The 23,861-nt window shown below is 71.9% G+C and carries 16 protein-coding genes and 1 pseudogene; 8 read left to right on the top strand and 9 right to left on the bottom strand.

Annotated features, from left to right (window positions below):
• Positions 1-32: 32 nt before the first annotated feature.
• The gene (locus tag NPS70_RS25520) at positions 33-755 is read left to right on the top strand and encodes a GntR family transcriptional regulator (protein WP_256526771.1); all 723 of its coding nucleotides are present in this window, start codon (positions 33-35) and stop codon (positions 753-755) included.
• Positions 756-764: 9 nt separating this feature from the next.
• A pseudogene (locus tag NPS70_RS25525) lies at positions 765-1,066 on the top strand (IS5/IS1182 family transposase); the annotation flags it as partial.
• A gap of 183 nt (positions 1,067-1,249) precedes the next feature.
• On the opposite strand, the gene NPS70_RS25530 reads toward NPS70_RS25525, so the two are convergent.
• Positions 1,250-1,531: a hypothetical protein gene (locus NPS70_RS25530; RefSeq protein ID WP_256526772.1), complete on the bottom strand. Its 282-nt coding sequence runs from the start codon at positions 1,529-1,531 to the stop codon at positions 1,250-1,252.
• 63 nt (positions 1,532-1,594) lie between these two features.
• Positions 1,595-8,107 (bottom strand): RHS repeat-associated core domain-containing protein, encoded by a 6,513-nt coding sequence (locus NPS70_RS25535; RefSeq protein ID WP_256526773.1) that lies wholly within the window; start codon positions 8,105-8,107, stop codon positions 1,595-1,597.
• A 609-nt stretch (positions 8,108-8,716) separates the two neighbouring features.
• Between NPS70_RS25535 and NPS70_RS25540 the strand changes: the two genes are divergently transcribed.
• The 3 genes from NPS70_RS25540 (at position 8,717) to NPS70_RS25550 (ending at position 12,887) form a co-directional block, all read left to right on the top strand.
• Positions 8,717-11,923: a DNRLRE domain-containing protein gene (locus NPS70_RS25540; RefSeq protein ID WP_256526774.1), complete on the top strand. Its 3,207-nt coding sequence runs from the start codon at positions 8,717-8,719 to the stop codon at positions 11,921-11,923.
• A gap of 278 nt (positions 11,924-12,201) precedes the next feature.
• The gene (locus NPS70_RS25545) at positions 12,202-12,444 is read left to right on the top strand and encodes a hypothetical protein (RefSeq protein ID WP_256526775.1); all 243 of its coding nucleotides are present in this window, start codon (positions 12,202-12,204) and stop codon (positions 12,442-12,444) included.
• A complete protein-coding gene (locus tag NPS70_RS25550; RefSeq protein WP_256526776.1) occupies positions 12,441-12,887 on the top strand; it encodes a DNA-binding protein in 447 nt (148 codons plus the stop codon). Before NPS70_RS25545 ends, NPS70_RS25550 begins: the two co-directional genes overlap by 4 nt.
• Before the next feature lie 513 nt (positions 12,888-13,400).
• Here NPS70_RS25550 and NPS70_RS25555 read toward each other — a convergent pair.
• Positions 13,401-14,687 carry a geranylgeranyl reductase family protein gene (locus NPS70_RS25555; protein WP_256526777.1) on the bottom strand — a complete coding sequence of 429 codons (1,287 nt, stop codon included), beginning with the start codon at positions 14,685-14,687 and terminating at the stop codon, positions 13,401-13,403.
• 102 nt (positions 14,688-14,789) lie between these two features.
• On the opposite strand from NPS70_RS25555, the gene NPS70_RS25560 reads away from it, so the two are divergent.
• On the top strand, positions 14,790-15,311 hold the full coding sequence (locus tag NPS70_RS25560) for a GNAT family N-acetyltransferase (RefSeq protein ID WP_256526778.1): 522 nt from the start codon (positions 14,790-14,792) through the stop codon (positions 15,309-15,311).
• Between the two features lie 99 nt (positions 15,312-15,410).
• On the opposite strand, the gene NPS70_RS25565 is transcribed toward NPS70_RS25560, so the two are convergent.
• The 5 genes from NPS70_RS25565 to NPS70_RS25585 all read right to left on the bottom strand — a co-directional run bounded on the left by NPS70_RS25565 (position 15,411) and on the right by NPS70_RS25585 (position 20,002).
• Positions 15,411-16,343 (bottom strand): glutaminase, encoded by a 933-nt coding sequence (locus NPS70_RS25565; protein WP_256526779.1) that lies wholly within the window; start codon positions 16,341-16,343, stop codon positions 15,411-15,413.
• Positions 16,344-16,353: 10 nt separating this feature from the next.
• A complete protein-coding gene (locus NPS70_RS25570; RefSeq protein ID WP_256526780.1) occupies positions 16,354-17,049 on the bottom strand; it encodes a demethylmenaquinone methyltransferase in 696 nt (231 codons plus the stop codon).
• A 75-nt stretch (positions 17,050-17,124) separates the two neighbouring features.
• Entirely contained in the window at positions 17,125-17,802 is a 678-nt protein-coding gene (locus tag NPS70_RS25575; protein ID WP_256526781.1) for a hypothetical protein, read from the bottom strand.
• A 14-nt stretch (positions 17,803-17,816) separates the two neighbouring features.
• Positions 17,817-19,016 (bottom strand): cyclic dehypoxanthinyl futalosine synthase, encoded by a 1,200-nt coding sequence (gene mqnC / locus NPS70_RS25580; RefSeq protein ID WP_256526782.1) that lies wholly within the window; start codon positions 19,014-19,016, stop codon positions 17,817-17,819.
• 110 nt (positions 19,017-19,126) lie between these two features.
• Entirely contained in the window at positions 19,127-20,002 is an 876-nt protein-coding gene (locus NPS70_RS25585; protein ID WP_256526783.1) for a menaquinone biosynthesis protein, read from the bottom strand.
• 292 nt (positions 20,003-20,294) lie between these two features.
• Between NPS70_RS25585 and NPS70_RS25590 the strand changes: the two genes are divergently transcribed.
• Positions 20,295-20,498, top strand: a complete 204-nt coding sequence (locus NPS70_RS25590; RefSeq protein ID WP_003967102.1) for a cold-shock protein — start codon at positions 20,295-20,297, stop codon at positions 20,496-20,498.
• A gap of 145 nt (positions 20,499-20,643) precedes the next feature.
• Here the strand turns inward: NPS70_RS25590 and NPS70_RS25595 are convergent, their stop codons facing one another.
• On the bottom strand, positions 20,644-22,551 hold the full coding sequence (locus NPS70_RS25595) for a long-chain fatty acid--CoA ligase (RefSeq protein WP_374212056.1): 1,908 nt from the start codon (positions 22,549-22,551) through the stop codon (positions 20,644-20,646).
• Between the two features lie 313 nt (positions 22,552-22,864).
• On the opposite strand from NPS70_RS25595, the gene NPS70_RS25600 reads away from it, so the two are divergent.
• Positions 22,865-23,809 (top strand): MaoC/PaaZ C-terminal domain-containing protein, encoded by a 945-nt coding sequence (locus NPS70_RS25600; RefSeq protein ID WP_256526784.1) that lies wholly within the window; start codon positions 22,865-22,867, stop codon positions 23,807-23,809.
• The last annotated feature ends 52 nt before the right edge of the window (positions 23,810-23,861 follow it).

Raw genomic sequence — 23,861 nt, forward strand, 5'->3', positions numbered from 1 at the left:
CTCCACGTCAACTCGACTGAGAGGCACGCCTCATGCCCAGCCCCAAGACGTTCACGAAGATCGCGGACCACTTCCGGGAGCGCATCCTGTCGGGAGAGCTTGAGCCCGGCGCCAAGCTGCCGACCAATCGCGAGATCGCCGGCCAGTGGCAGGCCGCGGCCGCCACCGTCTCCCGGGCCTTGCAGGCTCTCCAGGTGGAGAACTTCATCCGCACGACCCCCCGGGGCACCTACGTCGCCGACGACCCTCGCTGGACCTTGTCGGCGCGGGACCGGCTGGCCCGGGTCCAGCGGGTGAAGTCGTTCCTGGCCGAGGGCGAGACGAGCCGGGTGACGGCGGCCGAGCTGATCGTCCCGCCGCTGTACGTGGCGGAGATCTTCGACCTGGAGCCCGGGGACCAGGTGGTGCGGCGCGAGTGGCTGGCCGGACGGGGCAAGACCCGGACCGTGTTCGCGGTGACCTGGTACCCGGCGCCGTTCGCCGCCCTCGTACCGGACCTGCTGAACACCGCCCCGGGACGCAACCACGGACTCTCCGCCCGGGTCCTGGAGGCCACCGGGCGCACGATCACCCACGCCCGCGACGACATGCACGCCCGCCCCGCCGACGCCCGCGAGGCCAGCGCACTGGCCCTCCCGGTCGGCTCCCCGATCCTGGCAGGCGCCCACCGATGGTCGGACGCGGAGGGGGTCATCGAGTATGGGGAGTGGTGCCTGCCGCCACGCTTCACCATCGGGTACGAGTACCAGCCTTGAGCGTTTGACGCACCCCGCGAACACGGCATCCTCGACGCCCCCACCGAAACCGACATCACGCGCTAGGCCGACAAAGGCTACAGGCGTACCGGCGGCACGATCCGTGCCCCGTGCCGGGGACGATGGGAGATCCTCTCCACCGGCCAGCAGGCGGTGAACCGGTCCACGCGAAGATCCGCGCCCTCGCCGAGCAGGCCCTGGCCACCTTGAGGTCCTAGCGACCCCTTCGCAAGCTCCGCTGCTCAACCACTCGGATCACCGAACTCATCCAAGCCATCCTCACCTTGCATCTGGCCAGCTCAAACAGATGATGGAAAAGCCTCAATATTCACAGTTCGTCCACAAGCGACCCATGAGGCAAATCCAGGCCAAATAACCCCACCGGCGGATCGCAATTGAGGAAGCATCTCAAAGAGCCTTTTGATCGGCCGCATCTCGAAAGGAACCGGGCAACCCTCTGCCCACCCGGAGGCATCCACTCAAATACATTTGCATCAAAACCAGTTAGAGCTATTCTTCTGTCGCCAATTCTTCTGCAACCCCAGGCCAACGCCCATCACTATCGCGCCAATCATGATCAGCCACAGCCAACCCGACAGCACTCCCACCATGAGCGGAATCAAGCCCACGGGCATGAGCCATCGAAACCAGAGCCAGGCAGGGAACCTCAACGCATCCCATACCAAGAACCCAAAGAGCCCCAAGACCATCAAGATCCCTACGACCGGAATCTCGGAAAAGGCCACACCAGACGCGACTGGAGCATCAGCAATCACATGAACCTCCGAATCGACACGCGGATGCCGCAACTGAGACGACCAGACAACAATACTCCATTGTCACCAGCCTGCCACACCCCAGACCAGGGCGCTGCTCTGCTGATAGAGGCGAGCCTGGCCAGCTCGGGTCATTAGCGAAGGCAGCAAGCGCATATTTTTGGTGAACATTGCAAGCCCTCTAACTGCATTCACTCGCCATCCAACGATATCGAATGCCACCCCGGACGCAAAAGCACCAAAGTCCTTGCTCGTCATGTCACTCTGAGCCAGATTAATACCTCGATTAGCTACGGACATCGCGAATCCAGCGGCTGCAATAGGAGCACAAGCACCTGCTGTCCCAGCCGTACAGACGACGAATGCTGTAGCGGCAACCGCCTTAACGATGTTTCCTCTATTTTCCCAGGCCCACTCTCCGGCCGACTTCGCCATCTGCCCAACGGTTGAGTTCTTCACACTGTCCCAGGCAGACCCGGCATTTTCAGAAACTCTGTCCCAGAACCCCTTATCAGGATTAGCTGCTTCACGACTGCGTCGATCAGCATCCGCGTCTGCTTGAGCGCGCTGTGCTCTGGCATGGTCAGCGTCCCACTGCGCTTGGGTATAGACCTTGTTCGGGCCGTAGGAATTCCGACCTTGGTGACCGTATACGTTGTAGCGTCCCTTGCTCGGGTCTGCAAGAATTTTCTTATTGCCGGAGCCAGGGTGGTAGGGAACGTAACTACCGGAATTTCCAGGACTGCCCGGGTTACCTCCGCTAACAGCAGTGTTCTTACGCGCAGGCTTGTACGACACCGACCACTTTCCCTTGCTACCCAGAGTCCAGACCTCGTTGGACACGGAGCACGAAGGGCTGCCGCACCCACCATCCGGACGCAACCCCGTCGGGTCGGACATCATGACCGGGTTGCCGTTGGCGTACGTGTACCCGTTCATCTGGAGCGGGTCGGTCAGGTCGATGAGCGGGTCGGCCGAGATGAAGCGGCCCGTGGAGGCGTCGTACTCGCGGGCGCCGATGTGGGTCAGGCCCGTGGTCGGGTCGTCGATGCCGGTGCCGAGGAAGGTGTGGCGGCCGGGCCAGCCGGAGGGTTCCGCGCCGCGCGGGTTGCCGTAGGGGTCGAACTTGCGGCGGGTGACCGTCTGGCCCTCGGACTGCTCCACCGCGGTCGTCGCCGTGTTGTGGTGGTCGGCGAGCAGCACGGTGAGCTTGTGCCCGGTGCTCTTGCCGCCCGTGGAGCGGACCGTGGTCGGTCCCCCGGGCTGGACGTAGTAGCGCTGGGCCTCGACGGCGGTGCCCGAGCTGTTGACCGTGATCTCGGACTCGCCGAGGTACAGCGTGCGGGTGGTGCCGTTGTCCTCGATCAGCCGGTTGCCCGCGGCGTCGTAGAGGTAGGTGACGTTCGCGGTGCCGTTGCCGTCGGTGTCGACCGAGGTGAGCTTGTTGCGGCGGTCCCAGGTCAGGGCCTGGGTGTCGCCGTTCAGGACGCGCTCGGTAGTGTTGCCTGCGGTGTCGTAGGCGTAGGTGTTCCGCGAGGTGACCGTGGACCCGGGGGTGCGCTCGGTCGAGTCCACCGCGGCCAGCGTGTGCGGCTGGGTCGTGACCGGCGGCTGCGCCCCCGGCACGGCGACGCCGTAGGTGTAGGTGTGGACGTCGTCCAGGGCCGGGTCGGTCAGGTCGTGGACGGTCATCCGGGTGCGGTTGCCGATGGCGTCGAAGGCGTACGACTGCCAGTAGCCGTCGCCGTCCGGGCCCGCGGAGAGACCGGAGCGGTCCGGGCCGGCGCCCGGTGCGGCGGACTCCGTCGGGCAGCCGGCGGTGCCGGTCCAGGCGTGGACCAGGCGGCCCATCGGGTCGTAGGAGAAGCACTGCCGGTCGACGCGGGCCGGCGACTGGGTGTCCGTGATCGAGGTGATGTTGCCGACGGTGTCGTAGCCGTAGCTCAGCGCGGAGATCCGGTTCGGCCCGGTCTCCCGGTCCGTGTAGGCCGTCTCCAGGCGGCCGGTGTGCTCGTCGTAGAGCCGGGTGCTCCACACCCGCTGCGGGGCCTCGCCCGAGGCGGTGCGCAGGACCTCGCCGTAGGGGCTGTAGACCGTGTCGGCGGTGTAGTAGCTCAGGCCCGAGGTGGTGACCGGCATGCCCTCGCCGTTGTAGCGGGTGACCACCTTCTCGGCGGCCAGTCCGCCCGGGGTGGCCGGGAGGCTGGTCGACTGCACCTTGCCGGTGTGGGTGTAGGCGGTCGCGTAGCTGTAGGTGCCGGCCAGGCCGGTGGTGGCGGGGATGCTCGGGATGACCGTCTTCGAGCCCGTGGGGCGGTACTCGGTGTCGTAGCCCGTGACCTCGCTGGTGAAGGCCGCGCCGGAGTGGTAGCGGGTGGAGGCGACGGGCAGGCCCTTGGCGCCCGGGAGGCTGTCGAAGGTCCACGCGGCGACGAGCGGGCCGGTGGCGGAGTCCTCGCGCAGCTCCGTCTGGCGGCCGAGCACGTCGTAGGTCGTGTACTGCTTGCGCCCCTGCCCGTCCTGGGACCAGATCTGCCGGTCCAGGTCGTCGTAGCCGAAGTGGGCGGCGCCCGTGTCCGGGTCGGTGGAGGCGGTCTTCCGGCCGCGCACGTCGTAGCTGTACGTCCAGGCGTTGCCCTCGGCGTCGGTGACGGAGGTGAGCGTGCCGCGGGCGTCGTAGCCGTAGGTCGTGTCGATGGTGGCGGGCGCGGGCCCGCCCAGGTCGGTGGTGGTGTAGTGCTGGATCCGGGAGGTGCGCCCCAGGGCGTCCGTCCAGGTCTTCACGGCGCGGCTGCCGGGCAGCGGGGTGGTGCCGTCCACCGACATGCCGGTGCGGGCGAGGCCCCAGTCGCCCTCGTAGCGGACGGTCGACGTGTGCTGCGGCACGTCCTCGTGGAGGGTGGTGACGCGCACGGCGCGCCCGAGGCCGTCGTAGGCGGTCTCGGTGGAGCTGGGGACCTCGCTGACGGTCTCCGGGAGGAAGATCTCCGCCGTCGGCTCGCCCTCGGTCAGGTAGCCGTTGTTGGTCAGGCGGACGCCGCCGCCGTCGTTGTGGAAGGTGTCGGTGACGATGCGGCCGCCGCCGAGGGCCTCCGTCTGCGTCTGGCGCACCCGCAGCAGGCCGTCGTAGAGGGTGACGCTGTCCGCGTAGGTGCCGTTGTCGCGCAGGACGCTGGTGGTGACGGCCGGGGGCTCGTTGTCCTCCAGCTGGTAGGAGAAGACGGCGGTGGCCTTGGCCTCGCCCTGGTGGGAGGGCGACCACATCCGGGTCACCCGGCCGAGGTTGTCGTAGGTGCTGGTGGTCCGGCGGCCGTTGGCGTCGGTGGTAGCGAGGACCGAGCCGCGCCCGGGGTCCGCCTCGGAGGTGGTGGTGTGGCCGAGCGCGTTGGTGACGCTCAGGGTGAACACCGGCCCGGTGGCGGGGCTGTAGGAGGTGGTCGTGGTGGTGCCCGCGGCGTCCTTGACCTGGGTGGGGCGGCCGAGCGCGTCGTAGGAGGTGCGGGCGGAGGTGATCCAGCCCGTGCCGGTGCCGTCGATCGTGTCGACCTGGTGCGGCAGGCCCTTCACGGGCGCGGTGCCGAAGGCGTCGAGCGCGTCGTAGGAGGTGCGGACGTCCGAGACCACCTGGTTCCCGGTGGCCGAGGCGGCCTGGGCGCAGTCGCCGACGGTCGTGCGCTGCCTCTGCGGCAGGCCGATCAGGTGCTTGCCCGTGTTGTGGACGTAGGTGACGGTCGAGCAGGTCTCGTCCGCGCGGGTGGTGGAGTCCGAGGGGGTGAGGCTGTAGCCGTGGACGGTGACCGGCAGGCCGTAGGTGGCGTCGTGGGAGGTCTGCGTGCGCACGGTGCGGGTCCGGCCGCCGCTGACGGTCTCGATCCGGTCGGTGCGCTCGACGGTGGTGCGCACCGCCTCCAGGTCGGGCAGTCCGGTGCGGGCGCGGGAGGCCAGCACGGTGGCCTTCGGGACGCTGAACTCGCGGGAGGCGACGGTGCCGCCGTCCTTGGTGTAGACGATGCTCTCGGCGGCCCGGCCCTGGAAGGCGCGCAGGTCCTTGCCGAGTTCGACGGTGCCGGAGGAGTCCTTGACGGTGATCTGGGCCCGGCCCGCGTCGCCCGACATGCCGCGGAAGTAGCGGGTGACGGTCTTGGAGCGCTCGGTGGCGTCGGTGTTCCCGGCGGGGGTGGTGGTGCCCCTGCGGACGACGACCTCGGCGTAGCCGCGCCACTGGTTGTAGGTGCGCAGCTCCGGCTTGGAGAACTCGTCGGTGCCCTTGGCCCAGGCGCCTCCGCCGACGTACTGGTAGGTGGTGGTGACGTCGGGCTGCCGTGCGACGCGGTCCTTCTCGGTGATGCCGTCGACGACGTACTTGTTGAACCACTCCAGCGGCGGTGTCTCCAGGTCCGGGTCGGGTGACCAGTGGGCCGGGAAGCAGCGGCCGGTGTTCGCGTCCGGGGCGGGGTGGGAGGTGCCGGGGGCGCAGGGGGCGGAGTAGTCGACGTAGATCTCGCCGCCGGTCTCCGTCCGGATGGTCTCGACGCGGAGCCGGTCGAAGCCGGGGGTCTGGTCGTCCGGCCCGGTGGCGACGCGGTTGGGCATGTCGACGACGTTGGGCAGGAAGGAGACCGGCGGGACGGCGGTGCTGAGCTGCTTGCCGTCCGCGTCGCGGGCGGTGCCGTAGGCGGTGCGGGTGACGGAGTCCAGCCAGAGCGGCGGGTGGGTGTCGGTGCGCTGCTTGGGGAAGGACTGGGCGAGCGTCCAGCGGTCGACGAGGCTGAGGGCGGTGGAGCCCGGGGTGCGCTGGCCGTAGGTGGTCACCGCGCTGAGCCGCACCCGGCTCCAGAAGGTCGGTGAGGAGATGTAGCACTTCTTGGACGCCTCGGCCTCGCAGTGGAGCGTCGAGGGGGTGTCCCACCAGGGCTGCTTGTCGGCGTAGTTCTTGGAGGTGAACTCCGTGTCGGAGCAGCTGACGGCGCCTTCCTTGATGCAGCGCTGGGCGACCGAGAAGGTGACCTTGCCGGCGGGCGGGCCGTCGAGGGCGCCGGCCCGCAGGCCGTAGAGGATCTGGGTCGGGTGGCCGCCGCGCACGTAGGTGACGTGCTTGGTGAAGTCGCCGTTGCGGGCGTAGTCGTTCTTCTCCTGCGCCCAGTCGATGACCATGGCGTTGCCGAGGGTGTCCTCGACGTAGTCGAGGTTCCAGCGCCAGGCCTGGGTGCAGGAGGAGTCGGCGTAGGCGGTGGCGTGGCAGGGCTCGCCGCTGTGGTTGCCGAAGACGGGGACGGTGAAGACCGAGTTGGTGGTGCCGTGCCCGGTGAGGGTGTTCCGGCCGAACCAGTAGCGGGTGCCGTCGGCGGTGGTGACGACCCAGTACTCGCCGTCGTAGGCGCCGGTCTGGGCGGACTTGGCGGAGCCGGTCTTGGTCTTGTACTCGATGCGGGTGTTGTCGCCGTCGGCGCTGTACCAGGTGCCGCTGTCGTCGTCGCGCACCATCTCGGTGGTGGAGCCGTTCAGCGACAGGGACAGGTTGTCGCTGGCCCAGCAGAGGTCGGACTTCTTCTTGTCCTTGCTGCCGGTGTTGTTGGGGCTGTTCTGGCGGTCCTCGGAGCAGCTGCGGTAGCGGCGCTCGACGAAGCCGGGGTTGTAGTCCCAGCCGTCGCCGATCCAGGAGGCCTGGCCGTTGGTGACGGAGGTGCGGCCGTCGACGGACTGGGAGGAGTAGGCGAAGGCGATCCGCGGGGCGGGCCCGGCGGGCGGGGCCGGGACGGTCAGCGGGTAGCTCCAGGAGAAGCCGCCGCTGCTGCCGCCCGCGGACCAGGTGCCCGACGGCGACAGCGGGGTGGCCTTGTAGGTGCCGCCGGCTCCGGAGGCGGAGTCGGAGGCGGCGAGGACGGCGGGGCCGCCGCCGGACTGGGGGGAGAGTCCGGTGGTGGGGGCGTCGGCCGGGTCGACCGTGGCGCGCACCGTTCCGGTGGCAGGGTCGTTCTCGCTGGGGACCTCGACGGCGGTGGTGCACTCGGGGAGTTCGGGGGTGGTGAGGAAGCACTCGGGGAGCTGGGTGAGCTTCAGCCGGGTGGACCACTCGGTGCCGTAGAGGTCCTCGAAGGCGGAGTAGTCGAGTTCCACGTCGACCGGGGTGGAGCCGCCTGCGGGGGGCGTGACCGTGATGATCGCGCCGTCGACGGACGCCTCCTCGGTGGACTGGCGCGGCTCGACGCTGACGGACCAGTCGCCGTCGGGTGCGGGCGGGGCGGGGTCCTCGGGGGTGGCCGATGCCTGGCCGATGCGCACCGGCAGGGTGCCCGCCTGGACGAGGTCCGCCCCGGCGGACTCCAGGCTGACGCTGGCGGTGCCGCCCGCGGGCGGGCTGACCGCGGAGGGGTTGTACTCGGGCAGCGGCTCGACGGGGGCGCCGGACCAGGTGCGCAGGGCCTCGATGCCCGCCTCGTCGGCGGGCAGCGGCCGGTCCTGCTGGAGGCCGGGCAGCTCGACGCCGTCGCGCGTGCCGCCGCCCGGCGGGACGGCCCAGGCCGCCCCGGGCAGCAGCGTGGTGACGAGGGCCCCGGACACCAGGACGCCGACCACGCGGGCACGGCGTGCGCCGCGGGCCCTCAGCCCCGCGCGACCGGTTCCGGGCAGACGAAACGGACTCCCCGAAAAGGGCGAGGACATGCGTGGGCCCCCCACTTCCCTGCCGCCCGATCCGCGGCCAGGGGTGCGGAGAGGGCAGGGAGATCGACGAATAGCCCGGTGATTGTGCAGGTCCCCGCCATGCAATATCCACATCTGACGGATTCGTGTGCCATCAATCACACAGGCATCCGGGAACCGTCGATCCAGAGGGTCATGAACCGGGGCATTGACCAAGGAAAGGAGCCTCGAAGGATCTTGTGGTCAGGAGTCCGATCACGGATGAGTGATCATCAACCGCCAGGGAACGGACGCGTATTCGGGTCCCCATATGGCCTTTTGGCAGGGTTTTGCGGGCAGAGGCGTGTCGCGGGCCCCTCCCGGTGGCCGCCGGGGGCTCCGGTCCGCCCCGAGGGCGCAGGGCCTGACAGGGCCTCAGGGCCCGCGGACGCACGGTGACGAAAGCGTGAAGATGAGTCATGCTCCTCCCGCACACTCCCGCGCGGCCAGAGATCCGTCTCCACCCTGTTCCCGCGCGGACACGCCGGAGGGGAAGGGACGACATTGGGAGCCTCGAAGTCCGCGGAGCAGCCGCCTCCCGCGGAGGCGGCCGCTGAGGACCCAGGGCACCGCAGGGCACCCGCACCGGGCCGGCCCGGGCGGCGCCTGGTCGCTGCCCTGTCCGCGCTGCTCGCCGTGGCCGTCGCCGTCCCGGTGGCCGTCCACCTGACCGGCACCGAGGAGGCGCGTCCGGCGGACGCCAAGCCCTCGGCGCCGAAGGCGCCGCTCACCGCCGCCGAGGCGATGAAGCGGGCGAAGGCCACGGGCAAGGAGGTCGAGGTGGAGGCCGAGCGCGACAGCGACTCCATCACCTGGGCCCAGCCCGACGGGATGTTCCGCCTCGTCCAGCACAGCGACACCTTCCGGGCGAAGGTCGACGGCGTCTGGAAGCCGATCGACACCACGCTGGAGCGCGTCGAGGGCGGCTACGCGCCCAAGGCCGTCAACCAACCGCTGCTGTTCAGCGCGGGCACGGCCGACCGGGCCTCCCGGGCCCTGGGCCGCGCCGTGCTCGCCCCCGCGGCACCCGGCGCCCCGTCGGGCCCGTGGTCGGATCTCGTCCGGCTGACCGCCGAGGGCCACGAGCTCGTGGTCCGCTGGCCGGGTCCGCTGCCCGAGCCGGTGGTCGACGGCGGCCGGGCGCTGTACCGCGACGTGCGCCCCGACATCGACCTGCTGCTCACGGCGCGCGACGGCGGCTACTCGCATGTGCTGATCCTGCACACGCGCAAGGCCTCCCGGGACCCGCTGCTGGCCGAGCTGGCCTACCGGCTGGAGTCGCCGGACCTGAGCTTCCGCCTGGACAAGGCGTCGAACGTCGTGACGGCCCACGACGCCGAGGGCCGGGACGTCGCCGCGGCGCCGACGCCCTACCTGTGGGACTCCGCCGGGGAGCGCCGGGTGACGCTCGGCGAGCCCTCGCCGCCCGGACGGCCCGCCGACCCCGCCCTGGGGCTCCCGGGGCTGGCCGGACCGCAGCCCGGCAGCCATGACGCGGTGCTGAAGGCCGGTCTGGAGGACGGCCTCCACCGCGTCGAGGTGCCGCGCCGGTTCCTGGACGACGAGGACACGGTGTACCCCGTCTTCGTCGACCCGTCGTTCCGGGTCCACAGGTCCAACTGGACCCTGCTGTACGACCGCTACAAGTCCTCCAGTTTCTGGAACGGGCAGAACTTCAACGACGGCACCCACGAGGCCCGGGTGGGCTACGAGTCCACCACCGGCGGCCTGTCCCGGTCGGTCTTCCAGTTCAAGCTGGAGACGAAGCTGCACGACGCGACGGTCAGGGACGCGACCTTCACCTCGCTTCAGACCTACTCCTGGGGCTGCTCCGCCCGCCGGTACAACCTCCACCGGACCGGAACCATCTCCCCCACCAGCACCTGGAACAACCAGCCGGGCTGGGCCCCGGTCCTGGCCCACGCCACCAACGGCTGGGGCTACAACTCGGGCTCCTGCCCCGACAAGTGGGTGGGCCTGGACATCACGTCGGCGGCCCAGGACGCGGCGAAGAACAACTGGGCGTACCTGAACTTCGGGCTGCGGGCCGCCAACGAGGCGGACACCAACTCCTGGAAGAAGTTCCAGGCGAACGGCGAGAGTTCCCCGTACATCACGATCGTCTACAACCACGCGCCGGACGAACCCGTCCGGTCGAGCATGGTGATGGATCCCGGGGGCACCTGCGACAGCGGCTCTCCGCCGCCCACCATCGGCAGCAAGGACGTCACCTTCACCGCCAAGAGCTCCGACACGGACGGCAACCTGGCGAAGCTCCGGTTCAAGGTGTGGGCCGCCGACGGCTCCGGGATCGTCCTGGACCAGCAGGTCGCGACGAACAGCAGCGGCGCGGCCTTCGCGACCGTCGCGCGGAGCCAGTTCACCGACAAGAAGACCTACACCTGGACGGTGCTGGCGATCGACTCCGAGGGGTCCGTATCGCCCTGGGGTCCGGCCGGGACCTACTCCTACTGCGGGTTCGTCGTCGACTCGTCCGTCCCGGGCAGACCCGACGTCTCCTCGGCCGACTTCCCCCAGCAGAGCGACGAGGGAGACGTCTGGTCCGCCGAACCCTTCGGCACGCCGGGCGACTTCACCCTCAGCCCGCAGGACGCCGCCTCGGACGGTGTCGTCCGCTACGTCTACAGCTTCGACTCGAACGACTACGACCAGCAGGTGACCGCGCAGGCCGACGGCACGGCGGTGATCTCCGGCGTGCAGCCCCACTTCGCCGGGCCCAACACCCTCTACGTCAGGGCCGTGGACGCCGGCGGCAACATGTCCTCCGTACGGGTCCACACCTTCTACGTGAGGCCGCGCGGCACCCTCGACGCGCCGGGGGACGTCACGGGCGACGGCTACCCCGACCTCCTCGCCGTCGACGGCCCGGGGAACCTCCGGACCTACCCGGCGGACGCCACCGGGGACGTCAACATCCACATGCCGGGCGCCCATCTCGACGGCAAGGACCTGGCGGCCGGCTACTGGAGCGACGCCGAGGGCAACCCGGCGCTGATCAGCCACAGCACCGACTGGCACCCGGGCGACGGCATCACGGACGTGCTGGCGCGGATGCCCGACGGGAAGCTCTACGTCTACCCCGGCGACGGGTACGGCGCCGTGGAAGTCTCCGAGCGGCTGGAGGTCCTGCTCCCGGAGAACGCGCCCGACCCCGCCTCGTTCACCCAGGTCCTCGCCACCGGCGACGTGACCGGCGACGGGCGCCCGGACGCCCTGGTGGTGGCCGCCGACCAGCTCTGGGCGTTCACCGGGTACTCGGGGGCGAGCTTCGCCGAGACCGAGATGGTCGGGTCGGTGAGCTGGTCCGCCTACGACCTGGTCGGGCTCCGCGACATCAGCGGCGACGGCCTCGCCGACCTGCTGATGCGGGGGCCCAGCACGAGCGCCGGACTGCTGCTGAGGAAGGGCAAGCCGGATCCCGACGGAGGCGTGGACTTCCGCTCCTTCTCCAGCCCCAGCTCCGGTGCCGGCGGTGCCCAGGTGATCTACGGGACGACCGGCTGGGGGCGCGACGACGTCCCGATGATCCTGGGGACGCCCGACGTCACCGGTGACGCCGACGGCATCCCGGACCTGTGGGCCGTCCGGAGCGACGGCACCCTCCGGCTCTACCCCGGAGGCAGGACCTCGCTCGGCTCGGGCACCCTGGTGGGCGAGCAGAGCTGGACCACGCTGAAGGCCCTCGGCTGACGGCCCGCGCCGCCGGGCCCCGGGTGCTCCCGGGGCCCGGCGGACCACCCGCGGCCGCAGGGCCCCTCGCAACAACGCTGCCCCGCCCGGTCCACCGACCGGGCGGGGCAGCGGCGTTCCGCCGGGGACCGGGCCGGGGGCGTCGGGCCCCGGGGGTGGCCCTCCTTCGAGCAGGTCGGACGTCTCCGCGGGCTCCACGCCGGGCACGCACCCGACGCCTCCCCACCGCAGCGCACCTCAGGAGCGAATTTTCCTACCAGCAGTGCTACGTTTTCGGTATGAGCAGCCACGCAGCCCACCATTCCACCGAGCGGGCCGGTAAGAGATCCGTGTCGCTCGCGCAGTCACTGATCAAGGAGATCGAGGAGCGCACCGGCACGAGCGGATTCTCGTCCGTCGTGGCAGAAGCCCTTGAGGAATGGCTCGCCTCCCAGAAGCTTCGCGAGGTCGTGGCGGCCGACCGCAAGGAGTTCGGCCCCGTGTCCGCCGAAGCACGGCGACAGGCGGAACAGGAGTGGTGAGCAAGCGCCTCAAGGTCAGGGCCAGGAGCGAGGGCACGCTCGTCCTGGATGCCCAGGGGCTCTCGCTCCACGTCGACGGCGACGAGGGGATGCGTGCACGCATCGAGGTCGCTCAGCAGAGCGGCCGACGAGTGGCGCTCTCCGCACTGACCCCCCTGGAAGTGCGCCGGACCGGGGCAGCGGCCAAGCGGCTCCGCTTCCTGCTGTCCCGGTTCGACGTGAAACCGGTCAGCGACGCCGTGACGGACGCCGCGGCAACCCTGTTGGAGGTCACGGGCCTTGACGGTCACGAGTGCCTCGTGGACGCCCTGGTGGTGGCGACGGCCGCGCTCTGCACACCCCCGGTGCTGCTCGTCACATCCGACAGGTCGCACACCCCGGTTCTGTGCAAGGCTGCCGAGGAGCTTCCCGGTTCACCGAAGGTGAGGCTCGTCCACGTCTGAGAGGCCGATGGCCGTGCGCCGGGCGGGGCAGCGGCGTTCCGCCGGGGACCGGGCGGGGGCGTCGGGCCCCGGGGGCGGCCTGGCTCCACCGGCTCACAGGCCGATGCCCGCACGACCGGACTGCGGCGTTGCCACGCTTCAGCACCTTGGAGCACTCGGGCACACGGTGGTCGCATGACGGTTCAGCCGGAGATCACCCAACGCGATCCGCGCAGCAGATCCAGAGAGATCATGGATGCGGTACAGGCAGGCCAGGCGTTCACGGTGACCCGCGACGGCCATCGGATCGGTGGGCTCCTCCCGCTCCGCAGGCGGCGCCGGTTCGTACCGCGTGGCGAGTTCGCGGCGATGTCCCGCAGCGCCCCCGGCAGCTCCCTGGATGCCTTCCGCGCGGACCAGGACGCGGCAGTCGACACGGGACGGACGAGATGCCGACGGTCATCCCCGTCACCCGGCCCGAGGTGCCGCACGAGGTTCGCGGACGGCAGGCCCCGGGTCACCGGGGTTGGGGCGTCAAGCCCGCGGCGCCACCTTGGAGAGGCCGTTGATGATGCGGTCCATGGCGTCGCCGCCCGACGGGTCCGTCAGGTTGGCGAGCATCTTCAGGGTGAAGCGCATCAGCAGCGGGTGGGTCAGGCCCCGCTCGGTGGCGATCTTCATGACCTTCGGGTTGCCGATCAGCTTCACGAAGGCGCGGCCCAGGGTGTAGTAGCCGCCGTAGGTGTCCTTGAGGACCTTCGGGTAGCGCTGGAGGGCCAGCTCCCGCTGGGCGGGGGTGCGGCGGGCGTGGGCCTGGACGATGACGTCCGCCGCGATCTGCCCCGACTCCATCGCATAGGCGATGCCCTCGCCGTTGAAGGGGTTGACGAGGCCGCCCGCGTCGCCGACGAGCAGCAGGCCCCGGGTGTAGTGGGGCTGGCGGTTGAAGGCCATCGGCAGCGCGGCGCCGCGGATCGGGCCGGTCATGTTCTCGGGGGTGTAGCCCCAGTCCTCCGGCATGGAGGCGCACCACGCCTTGAGCACCTCGCGCCAGTCCAGCTCCTTGAAGGAGGCGGAGGTGTTGAGGACGCCGAGGCCCACGTTGGAGGTGCCGTCGCCCATGCCGAAGATCCAGCCGTAGCCGGGCAGCAGGCGGTCCGGGCCGGGCCCGCGCCGGTCCCACAGCTCCAGCCAGGACTCCAGGTAGTCGTCGTCGTGGCGCGGGGAGGTGAAGTAGGTGCGCACCGCGACGCCCATGGGGCGGTCCTCGCGCCGGTGCAGGCCCATCGCCAGGGAGATCCGGGAGGAGTTGCCGTCGGCCGCGACGACCAGCGGCGCGTGGAAGGTGACCGGGGTCTTCTCCTCGCCCAGCTTGGCGTGCACGCCCGTGATGCGGCCGGTGCGGTCGTCGACGACGGGCTCGCCGACGTTGCAGCGCTCGTACAGGCGGGCACCGGCCTTCTGGGCCTGCCGGGCCAGCTGCTCGTCGAAGTCGTCGCGCTTGCGGACGAGGCCGTAGTCCGGGTAGGAGGCCAGCTCGGGCCAGTCGAGCTGGAGGCGTACGCCGCCGCCGATGATGCGCAGTCCCTTGTTCCGCAGCCAGCCGGCCTCTTCGGAGATGTCGATGCCCATGGCGACCAGCTGCTTGGTGGCGCGCGGGGTGAGCCCGTCGCCGCAGACCTTCTCCCGCGGGAAGGCGGTCTTCTCCAGCAGCAGGACGTCCAGGCCCGCCTTGGCCAGGTGGTAGGCGGTCGCGGAGCCGGCCGGGCCCGCGCCGACGACGATCACATCGGCGGTGTGCTCGGTGAGGACTTCGGTCACGGCGGGATCTCCCGAAGATTCGTTGCGATATTGCGTACCGAACGGCACAGGACAGGGGCAGTCTATGGGGGCGTACGCCGTCGTCGACCGAAGGGCTCCTCCATGACCGACAGGCCCCTGCCCGTGATAGCGCTGCGTGTGCCCACCGACGAGGACGCGCTGGCGTGGCACCGGGTGTTCGCCGACCCCGACGTCATGGAGTTCCACGGGGGGCGGCCGGCGGAGCTGTCGGTGTACGAGGAGCTGACCGCGCGCCAGCGCCGCCACGACGCCGAGCGGGGCTTCTGCCTGTGGACGGTCCTCGACGAGGACGGCGAGGTCGTGGGCTTCACCGGCGCCCAGCCGTGGCCGCACGAGGGGTTCGGGCCGGTCGGGGAGATCGAGATCGGGTGGCGGCTGGCGCGCCGGGCGTGGGGGCGGGGCTATGCGACGGCCGCCGCGCGCACCGCGGTGGAGCGGGTCCGCGAGGCGGGGGTGCCCGAGGTGGTGGCGATGGTGGACGCGCGCAACGAGCGGTCGATCGCGGTGACCCGGCGGCTGGGCATGGAGCTGGCCGAGACCTTCCGCACCCCGGTGGCGGGGCGGGAGGGGTACTGCTTCCGGCTGAGGCTCGGCGAGGGCTGAGCACGGGGAGCCCGGGGGCGGGGAGCCGGAGCCGGGCACGGGAAGCCGGGGCCGGGCACGGGGGCGCGCCGCCGCGCTCCCGTGCCGTCGCCGGGCGTGTCAGAAGACCGACAGCCCCGTGAGGGTGGTGAAGCGGTCCAGCGCGGCGACGCCCGCCACCGAGTTGCCGCGGGCGTCCAGTCCCGGGCTCCAGACGCACAGCGTGCAGCGGCCGGGGACGACGGCCACGATCCCGCCGCCGACCCCGCTCTTGCCGGGCAGGCCGACGCGGTGGGCGAACTCGCCCGCCGCGTCGTAGGTGCCGCAGGTCAGCATCACGGCGTTGATCTGCTTGGCCTGGCTGCGCGACAGCAGCCTGCTGCCGTCGGCGCGGAGCCCGTGCCGGGCCAGGAAGCGCGCGGCCAGGGTGAGGTCCGCGCAGCTGGTGGTGATCGAGCACTGCCAGAAGTAGTGGTCGAGGAGGGCGGGCACGGGCCCGGCGATGTTGCCGTAGGAGGCCATGAAGTGGGCCAGGGCGGCGTTGCGGTCGCCGTGGCCCGCCTCCGACGCGGCCACCTCCGGGTCGAAGGCCAGCTCCTTGTTGCCGCTCTCCTCGCGCAGGAACTCCAGCAGTTCGCTGCTGGCGTCGCCGGTGAGGCTCTGGAGCGCGTCGGTGACGACCAGGGCCCCGGCGTTGATGAACGGGTTGCGCGGGATGCCGTTCTCGTACTCCAGCTGCACCAGGGAGTTGAACGGGTTGCCGGACGGCTCCCGGCCCACCCGACGCCAGAGGGCGTCGCCGTCGGCGGCGAGCACCAGGGCGAGGGTGAAGACCTTGGTGATGGACTGGGCCGAGAACGGGTGGCGCCAGTCCCCGACGCCGTACACGTTCCCCTGGAGGTCCGCGACGGCCATGCCGAAGCGCGCCGGGTCCACCCCGGCGAGGGCGGGGATGTACTCGGCCGGGCGTCCGGAGCCGAGCAGCGGGGACACGTCGTGGGCGATCTGCTCCAGGACGGCCTGGTAGTCGACGGCGACCGCCTGCTGTTCCATGGTGCGGTTCCTAGCGGGGCTTGGTGCCGCGGTGGAGCGCGACGATGCCGCCGGAGAGGTTGCGCCAGGCGACCTTCGCCCAGCCGGCCCCCTTCAGACGGGCGGCGAGTTCGGGCTGGTCGGGCCAGCTCTGGATGGACTCGGCGAGGTAGACGTAGGCGTCGGGGTTGGAGGAGACCGCGCGGGCCACGGGCGGCAGCGCCCGCATCAGGTACTCCTCGTACACGGTGCGGAAGGGGGCCCAGGTCGGGTGGGAGAACTCGCAGATGACCACCCGGCCGCCGGGCTTGGTGACCCGGTACAGCTCGCGCAGGGCCCGGTCGGTGTCCTGGACGTTGCGGAGCCCGAAGGAGATGGTGACGGCGTCGAAGACGTCGTCGGCGAAGGGCAGCCGGGTGGCGTCGCCCGCGGTGAGCGGCAGCCACGGGTGGCGGCGCTTGCCCTCGCGGAGCATGCCGAGGGAGAAGTCGCAGGGCACGACGTAGGCGCCGGCGCGGGTGAAGGGCAGCGAGGAGGTGCCGGTGCCCGCGGCGAGGTCGAGGACCCGCTGCGCCGGGCGCGCGTCGACGGCCCGGGCGACCTCCCTGCGCCAGCGGCGGTCCTGGCCGAGCGAGAGCACGTCGTTGGTGAGGTCGTAGTTCGCCGCCACGTCGTCGAACATCGAGGCGACTTCGTGCGGCTGCTTGTCCAGGGTTGCTCGCGTCACGCAGCCCATTGAAGCAGCCCGGGGGCGGCGCCCGGGCGCGGGGAGGGGCGGCGGGGGCGTGCGGGCGGCGGGCGCTCAGCGGCGCCGGTGCACCAGCCGGCCGCCGAGCACGGTGGCGACGCAGCGCCCCGCGCCCCGGGCGGCGAGGGCCGCGCAGGGGTCGGCGCCGGGTGCGGCCCCGCCGGGGCCGAGGACGTCGAAGACGGCGAACGCGGCGGGGGCGCCCTCCGACAGCCGCGCCGCGGCGAAGACCTCCGGGGCGAGGGCCGTACGGCCCGCGAGGGGGTCGAGGGAGACCGGTCCGGACGGTGCGGCGGACCGCTGCCTCCGGGCGAGGCCGGAGCGGTCCACCGCGTCCCGGGCGAAGGGCCGCTCAAGGGTCCCGGCGACGGCGACGGTGCCGTGCGCCAGCATCCGCTGGACGCCCCGGCGGGCGCTGCCGCCCCACCGGGTGCCGGTCAGCGCGAGCGCGTCGAGCGCGGCGCCGGTCAGCGGCTCGGTGCCGAGCTCGGCGGCCTCGCGCGGGTCGGGGTGGTAGGCCCCTTCGAGCAGTTCGGGGCCCCAGGGGTTGACCAGGCCGGGGGTGAGCAGGCCGGGCCAGCGCCGCACCCGGGCGCCGGGGAAGCGCCCGGCCAGCTCCGCGGACGTGCCCAGGGCGGCGATCTCGCGTCCGCGGACGGCGACCGCGCCGCCGGGCAGCGGCACCAGTCCGTGGCCCGGCAGCAGCAGCTCCGCGGTGTGGAGGGTCAGCACGGCGGCCCGGCGCCTCAGTCGGCGGCGAGCAGCTTGAGCTCGGGGTGGGCGGTGCCGCCCTGGATCGCGGTGGAGGAGATGTGCGAGACCACCCGCTCGTCGACGGGGTCGTCCGCCGGGTCCTCGTGCACCGCGAGGTGCTCGTAGGTGGTGCTCCGCTGGGCCGGGACCCGCCCCGCCTTGCGGATCAGGTCGATGATCTCCAGGCGGTTGGAGCGGTGCCTGGCGCCCGCGGAGGAGACCACGTTCTCCTCCAGCATGATCGAGCCCAGGTCGTCGGCGCCGTAGTGCAGGGAGAGCTGGCCGACCTCCTTGCCCGTGGTCAGCCAGGAGCCCTGGATGTGGGCGATGTTGTCCAGGAAGATCCGCGCGATGGCGATCATGCGCAGGTACTCGAAGAGCGTCGCCTGGGTGCGGCCCTTCAGGTGGTTGTTCTCGGGCTGGTAGGTGTACGGGATGAAGGCGCGGAAGCCGCCGGTGCGGTCCTGCACCTCGCGGATCATGCTCAGGTGCTCGATGCGCTCGGCGTTGGTCTCGCCGGTCCCCATCAGCATGGTGGAGGTGGACTCCACGCCGAGGCCGTGGGCGATCTCCATGATCTCCAGCCAGCGTTCGCCCGACTCCTTCAGCGGGGCGATCGCCTTGCGCGGGCGCGCGGGCAGGAGTTCGGCGCCCGCCCCGGCGAAGGAGTCGAGCCCGGCGGCGTGGATCCGGCTGACGGCCTCCTCGACGGAGACGCCGGAGATCCGGGCCATGTGCTCCACCTCGGACGCGCCGAGGGAGTGGATCACCAGCTGGGGGAACTCCTTCTTGATCGCGGAGAAGTGCTCCTCGTAGTACTCGACGCCGAAGTCGGGGTGGTGGCCGCCCTGGAACATGATCTGGGTGCCGCCCAGCTCGACGGTCTCCGCGCAGCGGCGCAGGATGTCGTCGAGGTCGCGGGTCCAGCCCTTGGCGGTGTCCTTCGGCGCGGCGTAGAAGGCGCAGAACCGGCAGGCCGTGACGCACACGTTGGTGTAGTTGATGTTGCGCTCGATGATGTACGTGGCGATGTGCCCGGTGCCCGCGTAGCGGCGGCGGCGCACGGCGTCGGCGGCCGCGCCCAGGGCGTGCAGGGGCGCGGAGCGGTACAGGTCGAGGGCTTCCCCGGGGGTGATCCGGCCGCCGCCCGCGGCGCGGTCCAGGACGGACTGGAGGTCGGCCTTCTCGGTCACCGGGCGTCACCCTTCGGCGTTACTTCTGCGGTGGAACGGACCGGTCCAGGCTACGACACGGCACCGCGCCCCCCGCGGGCGGCCGGGCCGCCCCGGGGGCCGGGCGGCCCTCAGGGAGCGAGCAGTTCGACCCGGACGTCGGCGGGGAAGCCGGTGGTCGGCCCGGTGCGCCGGGCGAACTCCCGCACCCCGGCGAGCTGGTCGGGGCCGAAGCGGAAGTCCAGGGTGGTGAAGTACCGCTCCAGCAGCGCCGCGTCGAAGCTCTCCCAGCGGGCGGCCTGCTCGGCGACCTTGGCCACCTCCTCCAGCGACAGGTCCCGCGAGGCGAGGAACGCCTCGTGCACCTTGCGCACCACGACGGGCTCGCGGGCGAGGTAGTCGCGCCGCGCGGCCCACACGGCGAAGACGAACGGGAGCCCCGTCCACTGCTTCCACATCGCACCCAGGTCGTGCACCCGGAGGCCGAGGCGCGGGGCGTCGTGCAGGGAGGCGCGCAGGGCGGCGTCGCCGATCAGGACGGCGGCCTCGGCCTCCTGCATCATCACCCCGAGGTCGGGCGGGCAGCTGAAGTAGTCGGGCGCCACGCCGTACCGCTCGGCCAGCAGCAGCTGCGCGAGCCGCACCGAGGTGCGGGAGGTGGAGCCGAGCGCGACGCGCCGCCCGTCCAGCTCCTCCAGCGGGGACTGCGAGACGATCACGCAGGACATCACCGGGCCGTCGCAGCCGACCGCAAGATCGGGAAATGCGACGAGGTCGTCGGCATTGCGGAGGAATTCGACGAGGGTGACCGGAGCGATGTCGAGTTCGCCGCGGACCAGGCGCTCGCTGAGCTTCTCCGGGGTGTCCTTCGTCAGCTCCAGGTCGAGAAGAGTTCCCGTTCTGGCCAGCCCCCAGTAAAGCGGGAGACAGTTCAGGAACTGGATGTGACCGACCCGCGGCCGACTGCGCGGGATGCCGTCCGCTGTGCTTTCACCAAGACTGTCCACAGCGTGAGGCTAGCCCCGCGGAGCGGCTCCTTCCGCGGCGGGGGCGGGCCCCGCATGTCGGCCCTCCTCCCAGCAGGTGCACGTCAGCCGGGGGGCGCCGTGTCAGACGTACGGGTGACGTGATCTTTGCCTCTACCGCTTCGCGCACGCTGCGTGCTAGGCTCGACGCAAGTTGCAGTTTGGTTTCCCTTGCAGTACAGAGCCTGCGGAGCATGTAACCCGCAGGCTTTTGTCGTTTTCAGACTTCTTGCAGGTTCTGGAGCAGGGCAACCCTTTGGCCCAAGGAGGGCTTATGGCTACCGGAACCGTCAAGTGGTTCAACGCTGAAAAGGGCTTCGGCTTCATCGCCCAGGACGGCGGCGGCCCGGATGTCTTCGTCCACTACTCCGCGATCAACGCGTCTGGCTTCCGCTCCCTCGAGGAGAACCAGGTCGTGAACTTCGACGTCACCCAGGGCCCCAAGGGCCCGCAGGCGGAGAACGTCACCCCGGCCTAAGGGCCAACGGTCGGCGATCGCGCACGACGTAGCAGTACCCAAGGAGCCCTGCCCCGTACGCCGTACGGGGCAGGGCTCCTGCCTGTCCGGCGCCCGTCCGGTGGTGCGGACCCGGACGGGTGCCGGACCGGTGGTGCGGACCCGGTCAGCGGTACAGGGACTCGATCTCCGCGGCGTAGTCCCGGGCGATCACGGTGCGGCGCAGCTTGAGCGACGGGGTGAGGTGGCCGCTCGCCTCCGTGAAGTCGCCGGTCAGCACCCGGAAGCGGCGGATGGACTCGGCACGCGAGACGAGGCGGTTCGCCTCGTCCACGGCCCGCTGGAGCGCCTCCAGCAGTTCCCCGTCCTCCACCACCGCGGCCATCGGCAGCCCGGTCTTCCTCCTCATCCGCAGCCAGTGGTCCAGCCCGTCCTGCTCCAGGGTGATCAGGGCGGTGACGTAGGGGCGGGCGTCGCCGACCACCATGCACTGGCCCACCAGCGGATGGGCGCGCAGCCAGTCCTCCAGCGGTGCCGGGGCGACGTTCTTGCCGCCCGAGGTGATGAGGATGTCCTTCTTCCGGCCGGTGATGGTCAGATAGCCGTCGGCGTCGAGGCTGCCCAGGTCACCGGTGGCCAGCCAGCCGTCCTCCGCCACCGGGACCGGCTCCCCGCGCTCCGCGTCCCAGTACCCGGCGAAGACGTGCCCGCCGCGCAGCAGCACCTCGCCGTCGTCCGCGATCCGCACGGCGGTGCCGGGCAGCGGCCAGCCGACCGTGCCGAGCCGGGGCCGCAGCGGGGGCGTGAGGGTGGCGGCCGCGGTGGTCTCGGTGAGGCCGTACCCCTCGAAGACCTGGACGCCGGCACCCGCGTAGAACGAGGCCAGCCGCCGTCCCAGGGGGGAGCCCCCGCAGACGGCGTACCGCACCCGGCCGCCGAGCGCGGCGCGGATCCGCCGGTAGACGAGCGGGTCGTAGAGCGCGCGGGCGGCGCGCAGACGCAGCGAGGGACCGGGTCCGGTGCCGTGCTCGGCGGCCTCGCGGGCCTGCCCGTAGCGCCGGGCGACCCCGGCGGCGCGGTCGAAGGAGGCCGCTCGGCCCATCTTCTCCGCGGTGGCCCGGCCGGTGTTGAACACCTTCTCCAGCACGTAGGGGATCGCGAGCAGGAAGGTCGGCCGGAAGCCCGCCAGATCGGCGAGCAGGTCCTCCGTCGCGAGGGAGGGGGCGTGGCCGAGCCGCACCCGGGCGCGCAGGCAGCCGACCGCGACCATCCGGCCGAAGACGTGGGAGAGCGGCAGGAACAGCAGGGTGGAGGCGGGGTCGCTGCTGACCGCCTTGAACACGGGGTGGAGCAGTTCGACGGCGTTGTCGACCTCGGCGAAGAAGTTGCCGTGGGTGAGGACGCAGCCCTTGGGGCGGCCCGTGGTGCCCGAGGTGTAGATCAGCGTGGCCGGGGACTGCGGGGTGAGACCCTCCCGGCGGCCGGTGACCAGCGCGTCGGGGATGCGGGCCCGGGCCCCGGCCGTTCGGAGCTGGTCGACACCGCCGGTGTCGACCACCCACAGGTGGTCCAGCCCGGGAAGCCCGCGGCGCTCCTGGCTGACGGTCCGGGCCTGGTCGACGGTCTCGACGACACAGGCGGCCGCGCCGGAGTCCTGGAGGATCCAGCGGGTCTGGAAGGCGGAGGAGGTCGGGTAGATCGGGACGGTGACGAGCCCGGCGGCCCAGCCGGCGAAGTCGAGCAGGGTCCACTCGTAGGTGGTGCGGGCCATGATCGCGAGGCGGTCGCCGGGCTTGAGGCCCATGGCGATCAGGCCCTTGGCGACGGCGCGGACCTCGGCGGCGAACGCGGCGGCGCTCACGTCGCGCCAGGTGCCGTGCGCGTCCTTGCGGGCGAGCACGGCCTCCCGGGGGGCCTCGCGCTCGTTGTCGAAGGGGATGTCGGCGAGCGAGCCGCGGGCGGGGGGCGGCACCAGCGGGGGGACGCTCACCTCCCGGACGACTCCGTTCACCAGCGTCCTTCGCGGCTCGACGGGGGCGGGTGCACCGGCGGGGCGGACCGTTTCGACGGACACGTGCGGCTCCTCGGTAGAAGGCGGGTGCGTGCGGCGGGTGGTGCCGGGTCGATCGATCGGGGCGGGCTGCGGGCGGACGGAACGGAGGCCGGTCACCGGGGCCGAAGTGGGCCCGCGGACCGGCGGGAGAGGGGGCGCGGGCGCCCGCGGGGGAGGCGCCGGACCCCTCGACCAGTTGCTGACTTCCGAGTAAACTTACTGCCCAGTAAATCTACGACCGGGCAGGGAGCAGGACAATGGCCCACCGCCGTCCCTCGTCCACCGGCAGGGCCCAGGGCCGCCTCCCGGGCCTCGGCCGGAGCGGGCCGGGGGCATGACCGCGGCCCGGACGATCACCCTGGCCGCCGCCCCGCCCCTGGCACCGCTGCTCGCCGGGGCCGCGGCCCTGGCGCCCTTCAAGCGCCCGGCGGCCGGTGCCGCCCTTCCGGGGACCCGGCTGGTCCTGGCCGGCGCCCGGACCGACCCCGCCCGGCTCGCCGCCTACGCGGAGGTCTGCGGGCTCCCCCGCGGCGGGCCCGGCGCGCCCCTGCCGCTCCTCTACCCGCACGTCCTGGGCTTTCCGCTGGCCCTGCGGATCATGGCCGAGCGGGCCTTCCCGCTGCCGCTCCCCGGCCTGGTCCACACCCGCGTCGAACTCGCGCGCACCGGACCGGCGCTGCGCGCGGACGACCGCCCCGACCTCCATGTGCACGCGGAGTCCCTGGTGCCGCACCGGCGCGGCACCGAGGTGGTCGTGGTCACCGAGGCGCGGATCGGCGGGGAACCGGTCTGGGTGTCCCGCAGCCGCTACCTGGCCCGCCACCGGACCGCCGCCCCGGACGCACCGCCGGGGAGCGCCGGGACCCCGGACACGGCTCCCGGCGAGCGGGACCGCGGCCGGGACCGGGACGCACCGGAGCCGCCCGGCCTGGCCCGCTGGGAGCTGCCCGGGGATCTGGGACGCCGCTACGCGGCAGCCTCCGGCGACCGCAATCCCGTTCATCTGCACGCGCTGACGGCACGGCCGTTCGGCTTCCGCCGCGCCGTCGCCCACGGGATGTGGAGCCTGGCCCGCTGCCTGGCCGAGGCGGAGCGTGCCGAGGGCCCCGCCGCGGGGGCGCAGGCGGCCTTCCGGGCGCCGGTGCTCCTGCCGGGTGCGGTCGACTACGCCGCCGCACCGACGGCGGACGGCACGGCCTTCCGGCTCAGCGGCGGCGGCCGGACCCGTGTCGAGGGCAGCACCCGCCGCGCCGCGGCCGAGAGGCCCGGGGGCGCATGAAGACGCCGTGCTCCCCGGGGCGTGTGAGGGTGCCGGTCCGCCGTCCTCGCGA

Source organism: Streptomyces sp. C10-9-1, assembly GCF_024497955.1.
GTDB classification, from domain to species: Bacteria; Actinomycetota; Actinomycetes; order Streptomycetales; family Streptomycetaceae; genus Streptomyces; species Streptomyces sanyensis.